The organism is Eggerthella sp. (assembly GCF_048329335.1).
In the GTDB taxonomy this organism is placed as follows: Bacteria; Actinomycetota; Coriobacteriia; order Coriobacteriales; family Eggerthellaceae; genus Eggerthella; species Eggerthella lenta.
The window spans coordinates 1-14,980 of record NZ_DBFEGU010000145.1; the positions used below are offsets into that span (position 1 = coordinate 1).

The 14,980-nt window shown below is 66.0% G+C and carries 13 protein-coding genes; all 13 read left to right on the forward strand.

From position 1 onward, the window contains the following. Nucleotides 1–82 precede the first annotated feature (82 nt). The gene (secA, locus tag ACMO6A_RS04405; RefSeq protein WP_009304135.1) at nt 83–2,866 is read left to right on the forward strand and encodes a preprotein translocase subunit SecA; all 2,784 of its coding nucleotides are present in this window, start codon (nt 83–85) and stop codon (nt 2,864–2,866) included. A gap of 6 nt (nt 2,867–2,872) precedes the next feature. Beyond that, a complete protein-coding gene (gene prfB / locus ACMO6A_RS04410) occupies nt 2,873–3,967 on the forward strand; it encodes a peptide chain release factor 2 (RefSeq protein WP_009304136.1) in 1,095 nt (364 codons plus the stop codon). 172 nt (nt 3,968–4,139) lie between these two features. Beyond that, complete coding sequence (locus tag ACMO6A_RS04415; RefSeq protein WP_009304137.1) at nt 4,140–4,979, forward strand: transketolase; 840 nt, start codon at nt 4,140–4,142, stop codon at nt 4,977–4,979. After that, a complete protein-coding gene (locus ACMO6A_RS04420; protein WP_009304138.1) occupies nt 4,972–5,937 on the forward strand; it encodes a transketolase family protein in 966 nt (321 codons plus the stop codon). Before ACMO6A_RS04415 ends, ACMO6A_RS04420 begins: the two co-directional genes overlap by 8 nt. Before the next feature lie 208 nt (nt 5,938–6,145). Then, nucleotides 6,146–6,835 carry a cell division ATP-binding protein FtsE gene (gene ftsE, locus ACMO6A_RS04425; protein WP_197054159.1) on the forward strand — a complete coding sequence of 230 codons (690 nt, stop codon included), beginning with the start codon at nt 6,146–6,148 and terminating at the stop codon, nt 6,833–6,835. Beyond that, nucleotides 6,828–7,733, forward strand: a complete 906-nt coding sequence (gene ftsX / locus ACMO6A_RS04430; protein ID WP_009304140.1) for a permease-like cell division protein FtsX — start codon at nt 6,828–6,830, stop codon at nt 7,731–7,733. Before ftsE ends, ftsX begins: the two co-directional genes overlap by 8 nt. Nucleotides 7,734–7,747: 14 nt before the next feature. Continuing rightward, nucleotides 7,748–9,025, forward strand: coding sequence for a S41 family peptidase (locus ACMO6A_RS04435; RefSeq protein WP_009304141.1), 1,278 nt, complete (start codon nt 7,748–7,750; stop codon nt 9,023–9,025). A 2-nt stretch (nt 9,026–9,027) separates the two neighbouring features. After that, nucleotides 9,028–11,133 carry a ribonuclease R family protein gene (locus tag ACMO6A_RS04440; RefSeq protein WP_009304142.1) on the forward strand — a complete coding sequence of 702 codons (2,106 nt, stop codon included), beginning with the start codon at nt 9,028–9,030 and terminating at the stop codon, nt 11,131–11,133. 9 nt (nt 11,134–11,142) lie between these two features. Continuing rightward, nucleotides 11,143–11,958, forward strand: coding sequence for a hypothetical protein (locus tag ACMO6A_RS04445; RefSeq protein ID WP_009608786.1), 816 nt, complete (start codon nt 11,143–11,145; stop codon nt 11,956–11,958). A gap of 54 nt (nt 11,959–12,012) precedes the next feature. Continuing rightward, nucleotides 12,013–12,483: a MarR family winged helix-turn-helix transcriptional regulator gene (locus ACMO6A_RS04450; RefSeq protein ID WP_009304144.1), complete on the forward strand. Its 471-nt coding sequence runs from the start codon at nt 12,013–12,015 to the stop codon at nt 12,481–12,483. 302 nt (nt 12,484–12,785) lie between these two features. Continuing rightward, nucleotides 12,786–13,004, forward strand: a complete 219-nt coding sequence (locus tag ACMO6A_RS04455) for an acyl carrier protein (RefSeq protein ID WP_009304145.1) — start codon at nt 12,786–12,788, stop codon at nt 13,002–13,004. Nucleotides 13,005–13,084: 80 nt separating this feature from the next. Beyond that, a complete protein-coding gene (locus ACMO6A_RS04460) occupies nt 13,085–14,062 on the forward strand; it encodes a nitronate monooxygenase (RefSeq protein ID WP_009608782.1) in 978 nt (325 codons plus the stop codon). 10 nt (nt 14,063–14,072) lie between these two features. Next, the coding region (locus tag ACMO6A_RS04465) for an ACP S-malonyltransferase (protein WP_418470836.1) at nt 14,073–14,980 on the forward strand (908 nt) is incomplete at its 3' end.

The following is a 14,980-nucleotide window of genomic DNA, read 5'->3' on the forward strand; positions in this document are numbered from 1 at the left end:
ATATGCTAGAGTAGCAAGTGCTGTATTCAAGTGAACAGGCGCGCATCGCCGCGCTGCAAGCCACGAAAAGGATGGCGCATACATGGCAGGATTTCTTTCCAAGCTCCTGACGCTTGGCGAGGGCAAGCAGCTCAAGCACTACGAAGCCACCGCGGCCAAGATCAACGGCCTCGAATCCGAGATGCAGGCGCGCTCTGACCAGGAGCTTCGCGCGCTCACCGCCGCGTTCCGCGAACGCGCCCAGAACGGAGAGGATCTCAAGAGCCTTCTGCCCGAAGCGTTCGCCGCCGTGCGCGAGGCCTCGGTGCGCACGCTGGGGCTGCGTCACTTCGACGTGCAGCTCATCGGCGGCATGGCTTTGAACGACGGCCAGATCGCCGAGATGAAGACCGGCGAGGGCAAGACGCTCGTCTCCACGCTGGCCGGCTACCTGAACGCCCTGCCCGGCAACAACGTGCACGTGGTCACCGTCAACGACTACCTGGCCCGTCGCGACAGCGAGTGGATGGGGCAGGTGTACCGCTTCCTCGGCATGGAGGTGGGCCTCATCCAGAACGGCATGCGCCCCGACAAGAAGATACCCGCCTACAAGGCGGATGTCACTTACGGCACGAACAGCGAGTTCGGCTTCGACTACCTGCGCGACAACATGGTGACGCGCGCAGAGGCCCGCGTGCAGCGCGGCCACCACTTCGCCATCGTCGACGAGGTGGACTCCATCCTCATCGACGAAGCCCGCACGCCGCTCATCATCTCGGGAGCGGGCACGCAGGCGGCCGAGACGTACAATAAGTTCGCGCGCGTCATGGTCGGCCTCGTGCCCGAGGCCGACTTCGACATGGACGAGGCGAAGAAGACCATCAACGCCACCGAGAGCGGCCTGGAGAAGATCGAGGCCATGCTCGGCATCGACGACATCTACGCCGACCCGTCCGGCCAGCTGCCGAACCACTTGCAGCAGGCGCTCAAGGCCCAGTTCCTGTTCCACCGCGACGTGGACTACGTCGTGGTGAACGGCGAGGTGAAGATCGTCGACGAGTTCACCGGCCGCATCATGGAAGGCCGCCGCTACTCCGAGGGCCTGCACCAGGCGCTCGAGGCGAAAGAGCGCGTGCTCGTGCGCGAGGAGAACCAGACGCTGGCCACCATCACGCTGCAGAACTACTTCCGCCTGTACGAGAAGCTCTCCGGCATGACCGGCACGGCCATGACCGAGGACGCCGAGTTCCGCGAGATCTACAAGCTGCCGGTCGTGGCCATCCCGCCGAACCGCCCAGTCGCCCGAAAGGACGAGGACGACCTCATCTACCGCACGGTGGAGGCGAAGTTCAACGCCGTGGCCGACGACGTGGCCGAGCGCAACAAGGCGGGCCAGCCCTGCCTCATCGGCACCGTGTCCATCGAGAGCTCCGAGAAGTTGTCGCGCCTGCTGGACAAGCGCGGCATCAAGCACGAGACCTTGAACGCGAAGAACCACGAGCGCGAGGCACACATCATCGCGCAGGCGGGCCGCGTGGGCGCCGTGACCATCGCCACGAACATGGCCGGCCGAGGCACCGACATCCTGTTGGGCGGCAACCCCGACGTGCTGGCCGACGACGTGCTGCGCGAGCGCGGGCTCGATCCGGACGCCGAACCTTTGACCGAGGACGGCGAGCCGAACCCGGCCCTTCCCACCGACGAGCAGCGCGCGGACGCGCTGGCCGAGGCGAAGCGCGTGTGCGCCGAGGAGCACGACCAGGTCATCGCGGCCGGCGGCCTCACCGTCATCGGCACCGAGCGCCACGAGTCGCGCCGTATCGACAATCAGCTGCGCGGCCGTGCCGGCCGTCAGGGCGACCCCGGCGTGACGCAGTTCTACCTGTCGCTCGAAGACGACCTCATGCGCCTGTTCGGCGGCAACCGCATGGACTCCATCGCCCGCATGATGGAGAAGACCGACATGCCCGAGGACATGCCCATCCAGGCCGGCATGGTGTCGAAGGCCATCGAAGGCGCCCAGCGCCAGGTGGAGAGCATGCACTTCGCCGCCCGTAAGAACGTCCTCGAGTACGACGACGTCATGAACCTGCAGCGCGTGGCCATCTACAGTGAGCGCAACGCCATCCTCGACGGCAAAGACATGGACGAGCGCATCCCCGAGATCATCGGCGACGCGGTGGAAGCCGTCGTCGCGGAGAACTGCCCGGCCAAGGTGCCCAGCGACGACTGGGATGCCAAGGCCGTGGAGCTGTGGGCCGCCAACATGACGGGTCGCGACGACTTCAGCGTGGCCGAGGTCGACCACGACGACGACCCCGCCGTGCTGTCCGAAGCGTTGGAAGCGTACTTGGAGGACGTGTTCGCGAGCAAGTCCGAGCAGCTGGGCGAGCCGGTGATGAAGATGCTGGAGGGCCAGGTCATGCTGCGCATGATCGACACGCGCTGGATGGCGCACCTCCAGGAGATGGACTATCTCAAGGCCGGTATCGGCCTGCGCGCGTTCGGCCAGCGCGACCCGCTGGTGGAGTACAAGAACGAGGCGTACAACGCGTTCCAGAACCTGACTGCGGGCATGTACGAGGATTATCTGCGCACGCTGTTGCGGCTCCAGGTGGCTGTGAAGCAGGAGCAGCCGGCGTTGGCGGAGGACAAGAGCCCGCTCGACGGAAAGGTGAGCTACTCGTCTCCCGAGCAGGCTCTCGAGCAGACGGGCGTGGGCGCCGCGCGCAAGCAGGCGGCCGCGGCTCCGCCCAAGTCCGCGGCGGCGAAGCCCCAGACGTACACGAAGGACAAGGACGATCCCTTCGCCAACGTCGGGCGCAACGAGCCGTGCCCCTGCGGCTCGGGCCTCAAGTACAAGAAGTGTCACGGACGAGATCAATAAGGAATCATGGCTGATAGAGACGAAAAAGACTTGGAGAAGGTAGCCCAGCGCGTCGAGGCGGCGCACGGCTACCTGCACATCGACGAGCGCGCGGCGGAGCTGGCGAAGCTCGACGAGGAGATCGCGCAGCCCGGCTTCTGGGACGACGCCTCGCATGCCCAGAGCGTGTCGAAGCAGGCCAGCGTGCTGCGCGACACCATCGCAGAGTACGACGAGGCCGCAGCGTTGTTGGACGATGCGCGCGCCGCGTTCGACTTGGCATCGGAGGACGAGCTGTTCGCCGAGGAGGCCTCCGCGGCTCTCGACAAGCTCGACGAGCTGCTGGACGCGCTCGAGATCAGCTCGTGGTTCTCGGAGCGCTTCGACGGCGGCGACGCCATCCTGACGGTGAACCCCGGCTCCGGCGGCCTCGAGGCCCAGGACTGGACCGACATGCTCTACCGCATGTACGTGCGCTACGCCGAGAAGAAGGACTGGAAGGTCACCGTGCTCGACGTGGTCCCGGGCGAGGGCATCGGGCTGGACAAGGCCACCATCCAGATCGAAGGACGCAACGCCTTCGGCATGCTGAAAAGCGAGAGCGGCGTGCACCGCCTCGTGCGCATCAGCCCCACCGACGACAAGAAGCGCCGTCACACCACGTTCGCGGGCGTGGAGGTGCTGCCGGTGCTGCCCGACGACATCGAGGTGGATCTCAACCCCGCCGACGTGCGCGTGGACGTGTACCGCTCCAGCGGCCCCGGCGGCCAGTGCGTCAACACCACCGACTCGGCCGTGCGCCTTACGCACATCCCCACGAACATCGTGGTGACGTGCCAGAACGAGAAGTCCCAGCTGCAGAACAAGGAAGCGGCGTTCCGCGTGCTCAAGGCGAAGCTCTACGAGCGCGAGGAGCAGAAGCGCCAAGAGGAGCTGGCCGAGCTGCGCGGCGACCGCATGGACAACACCTTCGGCAGCCAGATCCGCAACTACGTGCTGTACCCCTACCAGATGGTGAAGGACGTGCGCAGCGGCATCGAGACCGGCAACGTCGACGCCGTGCTGGATGGGGAGTTGGATGAGTTCGTAATAGGCTACCACCGTTGGCGAGTATCTCAATGACGGTTGCTGGATGACGGCCGGCTGTGGCGGCGCATCTTGCCTTTCAGAACCCGCGCGGCTTCGCACACGGCCCATCAGGCCGCTTAGCTCAGCCGCGCGGAACCTTCAAGGCAACCTGCACCACCACAGCCAACCTGTTGTTTACATTGTTGAGTTCTAGAAAGGAACAGGCATGACCGAACTTGAACGGCGGGCGAACGAGATGCGCTCCGACATCGTGCGCATGATCGCGGAGGCGGGCAGCGGGCATCCCGGCGGGTCGCTGTCGTGCGCCGACATCCTTGCGGCGCTGTACTTCGGCGGAGTGCTCGATCATGATCCCGAGCGACCCGATTGGGAAGAGCGCGACCGCTTCATCCTGGCGAAGGGCCATGCGGCTCCGGCTTTGTACGCCGTGCTCGCCCAGGCGGGCTACTTCCCCCGCGAGGAGCTGCTCACGCTGCGCAAGCTGGGCACGCGACTGCAGGGCCATCCCGACTCGAACCTCGTGCCGGGCGTCGAGGTGTCCACGGGCTCGCTCGGCCAGGGCCTGTCCGTCGCGGCGGGCGCCGCGGCCGGTCTCAAGCTGGACGGCAAGCCGCAGAGCGTGTTCGCCTTGCTCGGCGACGGCGAATGCCAGGAAGGGCAGGTATGGGAGGCTGCCATGTTCGCGGCGCATCGCAACCTCGACAACCTGGTGGCCGTCGTGGACCGCAACTGCCTGCAGATCGACGGCGACACGGCCGATGTGTGCGATCCGGGCGATCTCGCAGCGAAGTTCCAGGCCTTCGGCTGGGATGCGCGCGAAGTGGACGGCCACGACATGGCCGCGCTCGTGGAGGCGCTCGCTGCGGCGAAGGCCGATCGCGCGGGCAAGCCCCATGCGCTGATCGCGCGCACGGTGAAGGGCAAGGGCGTGTCGTTCATGGAGAACCAGGCGGGTTGGCACGGCAAGGCGCCGAACGCCGAGCAGATGGAGACCGCGCTGGCCGAGCTGGCGGCGCCGAGCGGAGAGGAGTCCAGCCGTGGTTAAGCTGGCGAACGAAGAGCAGTCCCAGGTCAAACGTGCCACGCGCGCCGCATACGGCGCCACGTTGGCCGAGCTGGCGAACGAGGGTTTGCCTGTGGTGGCCGTGGACGCCGATCTGACGGGCTCCACCACCACGAAGAAGCTGGCCGACGCGGGCTTCGCCGACCGTCTGTTCAACTGCGGCATCGCCGAGCAGAACATGGTGGATGTGGCCGCCGGCCTCGCGGCCACCGGCCATATCGCCTACACCGGCTCGTTCGCCGTGTTCGGAACGGGTCGCGCCTACGACCAGATCCGCAACACCGTGTGCTACAGCAACCTCGACGTGAAGATCGCCCCCACGCACGCCGGCATCTCCGTCGGCCCCGACGGCGGCAGCCATCAGATGCTCGAGGACGTTTCGCTCATGCGCGGGCTTCCGAACATGCGCGTGCTCGTGCCGGCGGACTACGCCGCGGCTCGCGCGGCCATCCGACTGGCTGCTGAAACGCCAGGCCCTGTGTACGTGCGCATGGGCCGCGCATCGGTGCCGGCCGTCTATGCCGACGGGGTGGAGCTGGAGCTCGGGCGCGCCTACGTGCTGCGCGAAGGCTCGGACGCCACCATCGTCGCCTGCGGCGTCGAGGTGGAGCAGGCGCTGAAGGCTGCCCAGATGCTGGCCGCCGAGGGCGTCGAGGTCGAGGTCATCGACGCGTTCAGCGTGAAGCCCCTCGACGAGGACACCGTTCTCGCGTCGGTGGGGAAGACGGGGCGCGCCGTGGTCGCCGAGGAGCACAGCGTGTACGGCGGCCTCGGGTCGGCCGTGGCCGAGACGCTCGCGCGCTCGAATCCGGCTCCGGTCGAGTTCGTGGGCATGCGCGACCAGTTCGGCAAATCGGGCGAATTCGAGGAGCTGCTCGACTACTTCGACCTGGGTTCCAGGGCGATTGTCGAAGCTGTGAAGAAGGTCATGGCCCGATAGTGCTTCTGCTAGAATCAACCCGTCTCAGTACCCTACTATTCGAACGGAGCACTCTGTGACGAACGACATAAGCCAAGGGGTTCCCGCGCGTCCCGCACGACGCGGCGGCGCCCACGCGGCGCCCGCGCGGCAGACCACGTCGCAGCTTTCTGCGTCGCTGCCGGTGCTGGAAGTCGATGACATTCCCCAGCAAACAGGCACGCCGGTCATCACGTTCGACCATGTGACGAAGGTGTACCCGGCTCAGCCGAACAAGCCGGCGCTTAACGATATATCCCTGCAGATCTACGCGGGCGAGTTCATCTTCCTCGTGGGCCATTCCGGCTCCGGCAAGTCCACGTTCATCCGCATGCTCATCCGAGAGGTGAAGCCCTCGCAGGGCCACATCTACGTCGCGGACGAGGACCTGACCACCATGCGCAACTGGCGCGTGCCCTACCTGCGCCGCAACATCGGCTGCGTGTTCCAGGACTTCAAGCTGCTGCCGAACAAGACCGTGTTCGAGAACGTCGCGTTCGCGCTCGAGGTAATCGGCAAGAGCCGCCACGTCATCAAGACGCAGGTACCCGAGGTGCTGCGCCTCGTCGGTCTGCAGGACAAGCTCAACAAGCGCCCCGACCAGCTGTCCGGCGGCGAACAGCAGCGCGTGTCCATCGCGCGCGCCATCGTGAACCGCCCGCCGCTTCTGGTGTGTGACGAGCCTACCGGCAACCTCGACCCGCAGACGTCGCGCGGCATCATGGATCTGCTCGAGCGCATCAACCGCACGGGCACCACGGTGCTCGTGGCGACGCACGACCGCGAGATGGTGGACAACATGCGCCGACGCGTCATCGCGCTCGACCGCGGACACCTCACCCGCGACCAGGATCGGGGGGTGTACGGTTTCGATGTCTAGTTTCTTCTACTTTATCAAGGAGTCCCTCAAGGGCTTCACGCGCAACCTGTCGACGGCGCTGGGATCCATCGTGACCATCTTCCTGTCGCTGCTGATCATCGGCGTGTTCCTCGTCGGCGGCTTCGTCGTCGAGAAGCTCGTCTCGTCGGTGGAGAGCGAGGTGTCCATCACGGCCTACGTGTCCGACGATGCCTCCGATGCCGATATCCAGTCGGTCGAGAACTTCATCGAGGGGCTCGACGGCGTGGCATCGGTGGGCTTCACGAACAAGGAGCAGGCGCTCGAGAAGTTCCGCTCCTCCACGACGTCCGACATCATCGACACGCTGGACGGGCAGAACCCGCTGCCGCGCTCGATCGACGTCGAGCTGTCCGACCCGCAGCTGGTCGAGCAGGTGGCCGATGCGATCCGCGGCAACTCCACCTACCAGCAGATCATCGGGTACGACACGCCCGAGCAGTCGCTCAAGTACGGCCAGCAGACGGTCGACCGCCTGTTCACGCTCACGAACTACGTGCGCTACATCGGCATCGCGCTGGTGGCTCTGCTCATCTTCATCGCCATGGTGTTCATCAACAACACCATCCGCCTGGCCATTCTGGCGCGCCGCAAGGAAATCGCCATCATGCGCCTCGTGGGCGCGTCGAACGGCTTCATCCGCGGGCCCTTCCTCATGGAAGGCGCGCTGCACGCCATCATCGGCTCGCTTTTGGCGGTGGGCTGCCTTGAGCTTCTGCGCACGCTCGCGCTGCCGAAGCTGCAGAGCGCGCTCATGTTCCTCAACTTCGACCTGAGCCTGAACACCTTCCTGTTCATCTACGCCGTGCTGGTGGGCGCGGGCCTGCTCATCGGCCTGCTGGGTTCGGCGTTCGCCATGCGCCGCTACCTCAAGGTGTAACCGGTTGAACGGCCATGGCCAAGCATACTGACACTTCGCATGTTGCGGCGTCCGCCCGTCGAGCGCGGGCGCGCAACATGCGCCTTATCAAGGCCTGCATCGTCGTCATCGTCGTGAGCGTCGCTTTCGTCGCGGGCTTTACTGCGCGAGGCGACGCTTCTCTTCTCGAGTCGCTCGGCTTCACGTCGCTTGTGGTGGACGTCGACCGCAATCCGGGATCCACCACGTCGGGCGACACCTACGACTCCCTCGGGGCGCGCGTGGAGGAGGTCGAGGGCATCATCGACAACGACAGCTTGGACTCCTACGATTTGAACATGGCCACGACCAACGTGCTGAACGCGCTTTCGGACACGACGGAAGACGCGTATCTGCGCTATTACGATCCTGCGCGCTACGCCGCGCTCATGCAGGACAGCGCCGAGCAGTCGGCGGGCATCGGCGTGCTGTTCTCCGAATACAAAGGGCGCGCTTACGCGGCCGACGTGTTCGAGGGTTCGGCCGCCCAGATGGCCGACGTGCGCAGCGGCGATTTCGTGGTGGCCATCGACGGCGACCGCGGACACGAGTGGACCACGAACGAGGTGACCTCCGCGCTCAAGCGCGAGGAGGGCGAGAACGTCGTCATCACGTGGCGGCGCGCCAGCTCGCTCGACGACGAGGGCGGCGAGGAGTTCACTACGACGCTCGTGTGCTCGAACTACGCGGTGAAGAACGTGGAGACCGAGCTTTCCGACACGGTGGGCTACATCAAGCTCAAGCAGATCACGCAGAACGCGGCAGACCTCGTGAAGAACGCGGTCGCCGACCTCGAGTCGCAAGGCGCCACATCGTTCGTGCTCGATATCCGCGACAACCCCGGCGGTTTCCTCACGCAGTCGGTGGATATCGCCAGCCTGTTCGTGAAGAGCGGCACCATTGTGAAGATCCAGACGAAGGCCGAGGAGACGTCCAAGACCACCTCGCGCCCCTACGTGACGGAGAAGCCGCTGGTCTTGCTCGTGAACGGCAAGACCTCCGCTTCCGCCGAGGTGCTGGCCGCGTCGCTCAAGGACAACCAGCGCGCCACGCTCGTGGGATCCACGACGTTGGGCAAGGGCTCGGTGCAGGTGACGCGCGATTTGAGTTTCGGCGGAGCGCTGCGCTACACCGCCGCGTTCTACAAGAGCCCGCTCGGACACGACATCGAAGGCGTGGGCGTCACCCCCGACGTGATGGTGGGTTTGGCGGAGGGCGAGGATAACCAGAAGGCTCTCGCGCTCGAAACCGCCCAGTCCCTCGTGAAGGGCTAGCCGTGGGGCGGACGCGTTCCCATACGCGCCGGCATCCCCGTAGCAACCCGCGGGGCGTGCTGAGCGTGCGCGGAGGCGGCTTCGGCTTCGTGCAGACGGCGGAGGGCGAGTTCTTCGTTCCGGAATCCAAGATGGCGGGTGCGTTCGACGGCGATCTCGTGGAAGTGGCGCCGCTGCCCGTGCAGAGCGGCCGCAAGAAGCAGCCACATGAACGCAAAGCAGATCTTCGCGCAGGAGAGAAGCCGGCGGCGCGCGTGCTGCGGGTCGTCGACCGTGCGCACGACACGCTCGTGGGGCGCTACGAGGTGGCCGAACCTTTCGGCGTGGTCGTGCCCGAAGATGCGAACATCCCCTATGACATATTCACCATGCGTGCCGACCGGCCCGACATCGAAGACGGATCGCTCGTGCGCGTGCGCATCACGACGTTTCCTTCGCGCAACACGGCGGCCACCGGCGTTATCGAGGAGGTGCTCGGGCTCGCCGACGACGAGCACGCGGCCGTAGACGTGGTGATCGCCCGTCACAAGCTGGAGACGGTGTTCTCCGAAGGGGCGCTTTCGGAGGCGCGAAGCGCGGTGCTCGACGAGGACGGCGCGTTGGCGTCGGGGTACCGCGACTTGAGGGAGCGTTTCACGTTCACCATCGATCCGGCCGATGCGAGGGACTTCGACGATGCGGTCAGCCTGGAGCCCGTTTCGACCTGCGGGGTTGGAACCGGCATCCGCGTGGTGGACGAGCGCGGGCTCGGGGTGGCGCGTTGGCGGTTGGGCGTGCATATCGCCGACGTGGCGCACTACGTGCCGTGGAATTCCTCGCTCGACCTCGATGCGCGCAGGCGGGCGACCAGCGTGTACCTCGTCGACCGTGTGATTCCCATGCTGCCCGACGAGTTGTCGGGCGATCTGTGCTCGCTCAAGCCCGACGAAGTGCGTCGTACGATGACGGCCGACCTCTACCTCGACGATCGGGCGCGGCTCGTGGCCTACGATCTGTATCCGGCGCTCATCCGCTCGCATGCGCGCCTGTCGTACGAGGAAGCGCAGGCGCTGCTGGACCGTTGTCATCCTGAGCGGAGCGCCGAAGGCGCGGAGTCGAAGGATCTCGTGCGGCGCGACGGCGCTTGCGCGCCGGGCGACGGGCTTTCCGACCGCCTCGCCGCGCTGTCGCGCCTGGCGAAGCAGCGGTTCGCCTCCCGCGAGAGGGCGGGCGGCCTCGACTTCGACTCGGTCGAGGCGCGCGTGGTTCTCGATGAGGAGGGGAGTCCGACGGGTATCGACTTGCGCGTCAAGACCGACGCGACCTCGCTCATCGAAGAGGCCATGATCCTTGCGAACGAGACCGTCGCCAAGCACCTGCGCGATGCGAAGTTCCCCAGCCTGTACCGCGTCCACGAGCAGCCTTCGGCCGACAGCTTGGCGGCGCTCGTGCCCGTGTTCCAGGACTTCGCGTGGTTCCGCGACATCGATCAAGCCGACTTCATCGCGGGCGATGCGCACGTCGTCCAGCGCGTGCTGGAGGCGAGCGCGGAGCGTCCCGAGGGCGAGCTCGTGTCGACGCTCCTGCTGCGGTCGATGAAGCGGGCGGTGTACCGTCCCGACTGCGCTGCGCACTACGGCCTGGCCAGCGGGGCCTACACGCATTTCACGTCTCCCATCAGGCGCTATCCCGACCTTGTGGTGCATCGTATGCTCAAGGCCCTCATCGGCGGACGCCCGGAGAAGTTCGACCAGGAAAAATCGGCGCTGCCATGGATCGCCGAGCACTCCTCCGACATGGAGCGCATAGCCGAGAAGGCTGCGCGCGAGTCGCAGGAGGTCAAGCTCATCGAGTATCTCGAGCGGTTCGTGGGGCAGACGTTCTCGGCGACGGTGTCGGGGGTGGCGACGTACGGCGCGTACGTGCGCCTCGACAACACGGCCGAAGGTTTGATCCCGTGCAAGAACCTTGGTTCGGAGTACTTCGCGCTCGATCCTGTGCAGCATCGTCTGACCGGGCAGGACACGGGCGCGTCGTATCGCCTGGCGCAGCGGCTCGCCGTCGTGCTCGTCTCTGCCGATCCGCGTGCTCGGCGCTTGGACTTTCGTCCTGCCCGCGACGAGCGATAGGGCGCCGGCATGGGACGGGTGCGCGAGGTCTTCGCGGCCATGGGTCGCGAGATGCGCAAGAACAAAGGGTCGTTTGCGGTATACGTGGTGCTGCGCCTTATCGTGTTGGCATGCGCGGTCGGCTCGCTCGCCTTCGACAACTACGAGGCGTTCTTCCTGTGCCTGCTCACGCTCGTGCTGTTTCTCGTCCCCACGTTCATAGAGGTGAACTTCAGCATCTCCATCCCCGAGACGCTCGAGGTGGTCATCGCGCTGTTCATCTTCGCGGCCGAGATACTGGGGGAGCTGCTCCACTTCTACACCATCTTCCCGTTCTGGGATGCGCTGCTGCATACGTTCAACGGGTTTCTGGCTGCCGCTATAGGCCTTGCCCTCGTGTCCATCCTTAACCGCTCGGATCGCATCGCGTTCTCTCTGTCGCCGTTCTTCTGCGTGGTGGTGGCGTTCTGCTTTTCCATGACCATCGGCGTGCTGTGGGAGTTCTTCGAGTTCGGCATGGACGAGATGTTCGGACTCGACATGCAGAAGGACACGGTGATGACCGGCATCTCCAGCACGCTGCTCGATCCGTCGGGCTCGCAGCATCCGCAACGTATAGACCGTATCGAATCCGTCGAGGTCAACGGGCAGGAGCTAGGTGTCGGCGGATATCTGGACATCGGGCTGCGCGATACCATGGGAGACCTGTTCGTGAACTTCGTCGGAGCGCTTGCGTTCTCGGTCATCGGGTACCGCTACCTCAAAAGCAAGGGCGAGGGCCGGTTCGTGCGACGTTTCGTGCCCACCCCCGCACCGCCCGACGATGTCGAAACTTTGACTATCTAACTACATACGGTATGATGCGGCCGATGTGAAACGACGGACGAGGAGGCGGGGATCGTGGACGGTTCGAACGAGACGGCGAGCGCTTCTCAAAGACGGCGCGAGGAAATCGACGACCTGCTGTCCGGCACGTTCAACTCCATCCTGCGCATCGAGGAGCAGTCGCTGGACAACCGCCTGACGCACGGGCTCACCATAACCGAGGTCCACACCATCGTGGCTATCGGCCTGCACGAGCGCAATCCGATGAACGTGATAGCCGCGCGCCTGAACGTGACCTTGGCTACGCTGACCACGGCGGTGAACAAACTGGCGAACAAGGGCTTCGTGGAACGTACGCGCGCCGAGGACGATCGTCGCAAGGTGCTGGTCTCGCTCACCAAGAAAGGCAGGCAGGTGCTGCGCGCGCACAACCTGTTCCACCATCAGATGATCGACGAGGCGTTGGCCGATCTTACCGAGGAGGAGGAGCGCGTGTTCGCCGGGGCGCTCAAGAAGGTGAAGGGCTTCTTCGACGCGCAGGCGTGAGGAGTTTGCGACCTGCGGGGCAGGCGTGAGCGGTCACGCAGCTCTCCTCGCACACGCAGCGATTGCTCGTCGCACTGCATGACCGCTCACGCCCTGTTCGCGGTTGGGCTATTCGGCTGGATGCGTCGAGGGGGCCTGTCTTGGGTGCGCCTGGAACGGGGCGGTGGGAATAAGAGGAAGGGCGCAGAAATCGTGGAGGGCGCATGGCGGCTCTTGCAATCGGAGTCCCGTCACCATACCATTACTTCCGGAGAAATACTTTGACTATCAAACTAAATTGCATGAAGCGAAAGGAACGCACCATGGCTACCATCGACACCGTGAAGGAAGTCCTCGTCGAGAACCTCGATCTCGAGGCCGAGAAGATCACCGAGGAGGCCACGCTGGAGTCGCTCGGCATCGACTCGCTGGACATGGTCGAGCTCATCTGCGACCTCGAGGAGAAGTGCGACGTCGAGTTCGGCGAGCCCGAGGGAATCGAGACGGTGGGTCAGCTGGTCGCGCACATCGATTCGCTGTAACGCGCGTTGATCGGGCCCCGTACGGGGCCCGCTTGTATGACGGGGCCCGAACGGGGCCGTGGGTTCGAGGAAGAGAGAGCATGAGCATGAAGACGCGGGTAACGGAACTGCTGGGCATCGAGGTGCCCGTCGTGCAGGGCGCGATGGCGCGCATCGCGGATGCGAGCCTGGCCGGCGCGGTGAGCGAGGCCGGCGGCCTCGGCATCATCGCATGCGGCGGCGCGCCGCTCGACTGGGTCGAGGAGCAGGTGCGCATCGCCCGCTCGATTACCGACAAGCCCATCGGCGCGAACGTCATGCTCATGGATCCGAACGCGGGCGAGACGGCCGAACTTCTGGCGAAGCTGCGTGTTGACGTCATCACGACGGGCGCGGGTTCTCCCGCGAACTACATGCAGCTGTGGAAGGACGCCGGCATCAAGGTGGTGCCCGTGGTGGCCTCCAGCGCGCTGGCCGCGCGCATGGAGCGCCTCGGAGCCGACGCCGTGGTGGCCGAGGGCACCGAGGCCGGCGGCCATATCGGCGAGCTGACCACGATGGCGCTCATCCCCGCAGTATGCGACGCCGTGTCCATCCCCGTGATCGCCGCAGGCGGCATCGCCGACGGGCGCGGCATGGCCGCCGCCTTCGCGCTGGGCGCCGAGGGCGTGCAGGCGGGCACCCGCTTCCTCACGGTGGACGAGTGCACCATCGCCGACGCGTACAAAGAGCGCGTGATCGCCGCCAAGGACGCCGACACCATCGTCACAGGCCGCGGCAGCGGGCATCCCGTGCGCTGCCTCAAGAACAAGTTCGCCCGTACCGTGCGCAAGCTCGAAGGCGACGTCGCCGCCAACGGCGACGAGCTGGAGGCTATGTACGTGGGTTCCCTGCGCCGCGCCGTGGAGGGCGACGTGGACAACGGCACCATGATGGCGGGCCAGTCGGCCGCGCTCGTGCACGAGCGCGCCACGGCGGCCGAGGCTATCGCTCGGATGATCGAAGAAGCCGAGGCTCTGGGCGGTCTCGACTTGGAAGCACTGGCTGCGCTGAGCGCCCGGCGCGGGCGTGCGATCTAGGGGGCTCTTGATGGATGAGGAAAAAGGGCTTCGGGAGCCTGTGGGTGTGGAGCGAGGAGGGGCGGCGGCGTCCACCAAGCGAGTTCCGCAGCGAAGCGAGGACTGTTTGAGCGACTGGACGTTGCCGCCCCTCCTCGCGCGCGCGCCCGTCTTCATGTTCTCGGGGCAAGGGGCGCAGAAGCCCGGCATGGGCGCGGACCTGCTCGATATTCCCGAGGTGAAGGGAACGTTTTCCTGCGCGTCCGACGTGCTGGGGTACGACGTGGCCGATCTCGTGCTCAATGCCGATCCCGACGAGCTCAACGACACGCGCAACGCCCAGCCGGCGCTGTGCGTGCTGTCGGTGGGCATCGCCCGCGCGCTCATGGCGCGCGGCGTGCAGCCTGCGGCGGTGCTGGGCTTCTCGCTGGGGCAGGTGAGCGCGCTGGCCGTGTCGGGCATGCTGAGCGACGAGGCGACGTTCGCGCTGGTGAAAGCGCGCTCCGAGCTTATGGCCGAGGCCGCTGCGGCGCACCCCGGCGTCATGAGCGCGCTGCTGAAGGCCGACGAGGACGGCGTGGCTGCGCTCTGCGAGCAGTGCGCCGAGGGCGAGGTGCTGGTGCCCGCGAACTTCAACTGCCCGGGGCAGATCGTCATCGCCGGTGCGCCCGCGGCCGTCGAGCGCGCCGAGGCGGCATGGGCCGAGGCGGGGAAGCGCTCGTCGCGTTTGGCCACCTCGGGCGCGTTCCATAGCCCGCTCATGGCCGATGCGGCGGCGGGGCTCGCAGCTTACTTGGATAACGTCGAGTTCTCGGAGGCGCGCATCCCGCTCGTCTGCAACGTCACTGCCGCGCCGCTGTCCGCCGCCGACGCGCGCGAGAACCTCGTGCGCCACCTCACGAGCCCCGTGCGCTTCGATGCGAGCGTGGCTGCGTTGAC

Coding starts and splice junctions, on each gene's coding strand:
- secA (WP_009304135.1), top strand. CDS start 83: ATGGCAGGATTTCTTTCCAAGCTCCTGACGCTTGGCGAGGGCAAGCAG.
- prfB (WP_009304136.1), top strand. CDS start 2,873: ATGGCTGATAGAGACGAAAAAGACTTGGAGAAGGTAGCCCAGCGCGTC.
- ACMO6A_RS04415 (WP_009304137.1), top strand. CDS start 4,140: ATGACCGAACTTGAACGGCGGGCGAACGAGATGCGCTCCGACATCGTG.
- ftsX (WP_009304140.1), top strand. CDS start 6,828: ATGTCTAGTTTCTTCTACTTTATCAAGGAGTCCCTCAAGGGCTTCACG.
- ACMO6A_RS04435 (WP_009304141.1), top strand. CDS start 7,748: ATGGCCAAGCATACTGACACTTCGCATGTTGCGGCGTCCGCCCGTCGA.
- ACMO6A_RS04445 (WP_009608786.1), top strand. CDS start 11,143: ATGGGACGGGTGCGCGAGGTCTTCGCGGCCATGGGTCGCGAGATGCGC.
- ACMO6A_RS04455 (WP_009304145.1), top strand. CDS start 12,786: ATGGCTACCATCGACACCGTGAAGGAAGTCCTCGTCGAGAACCTCGAT.
- ACMO6A_RS04460 (WP_009608782.1), top strand. CDS start 13,085: ATGAGCATGAAGACGCGGGTAACGGAACTGCTGGGCATCGAGGTGCCC.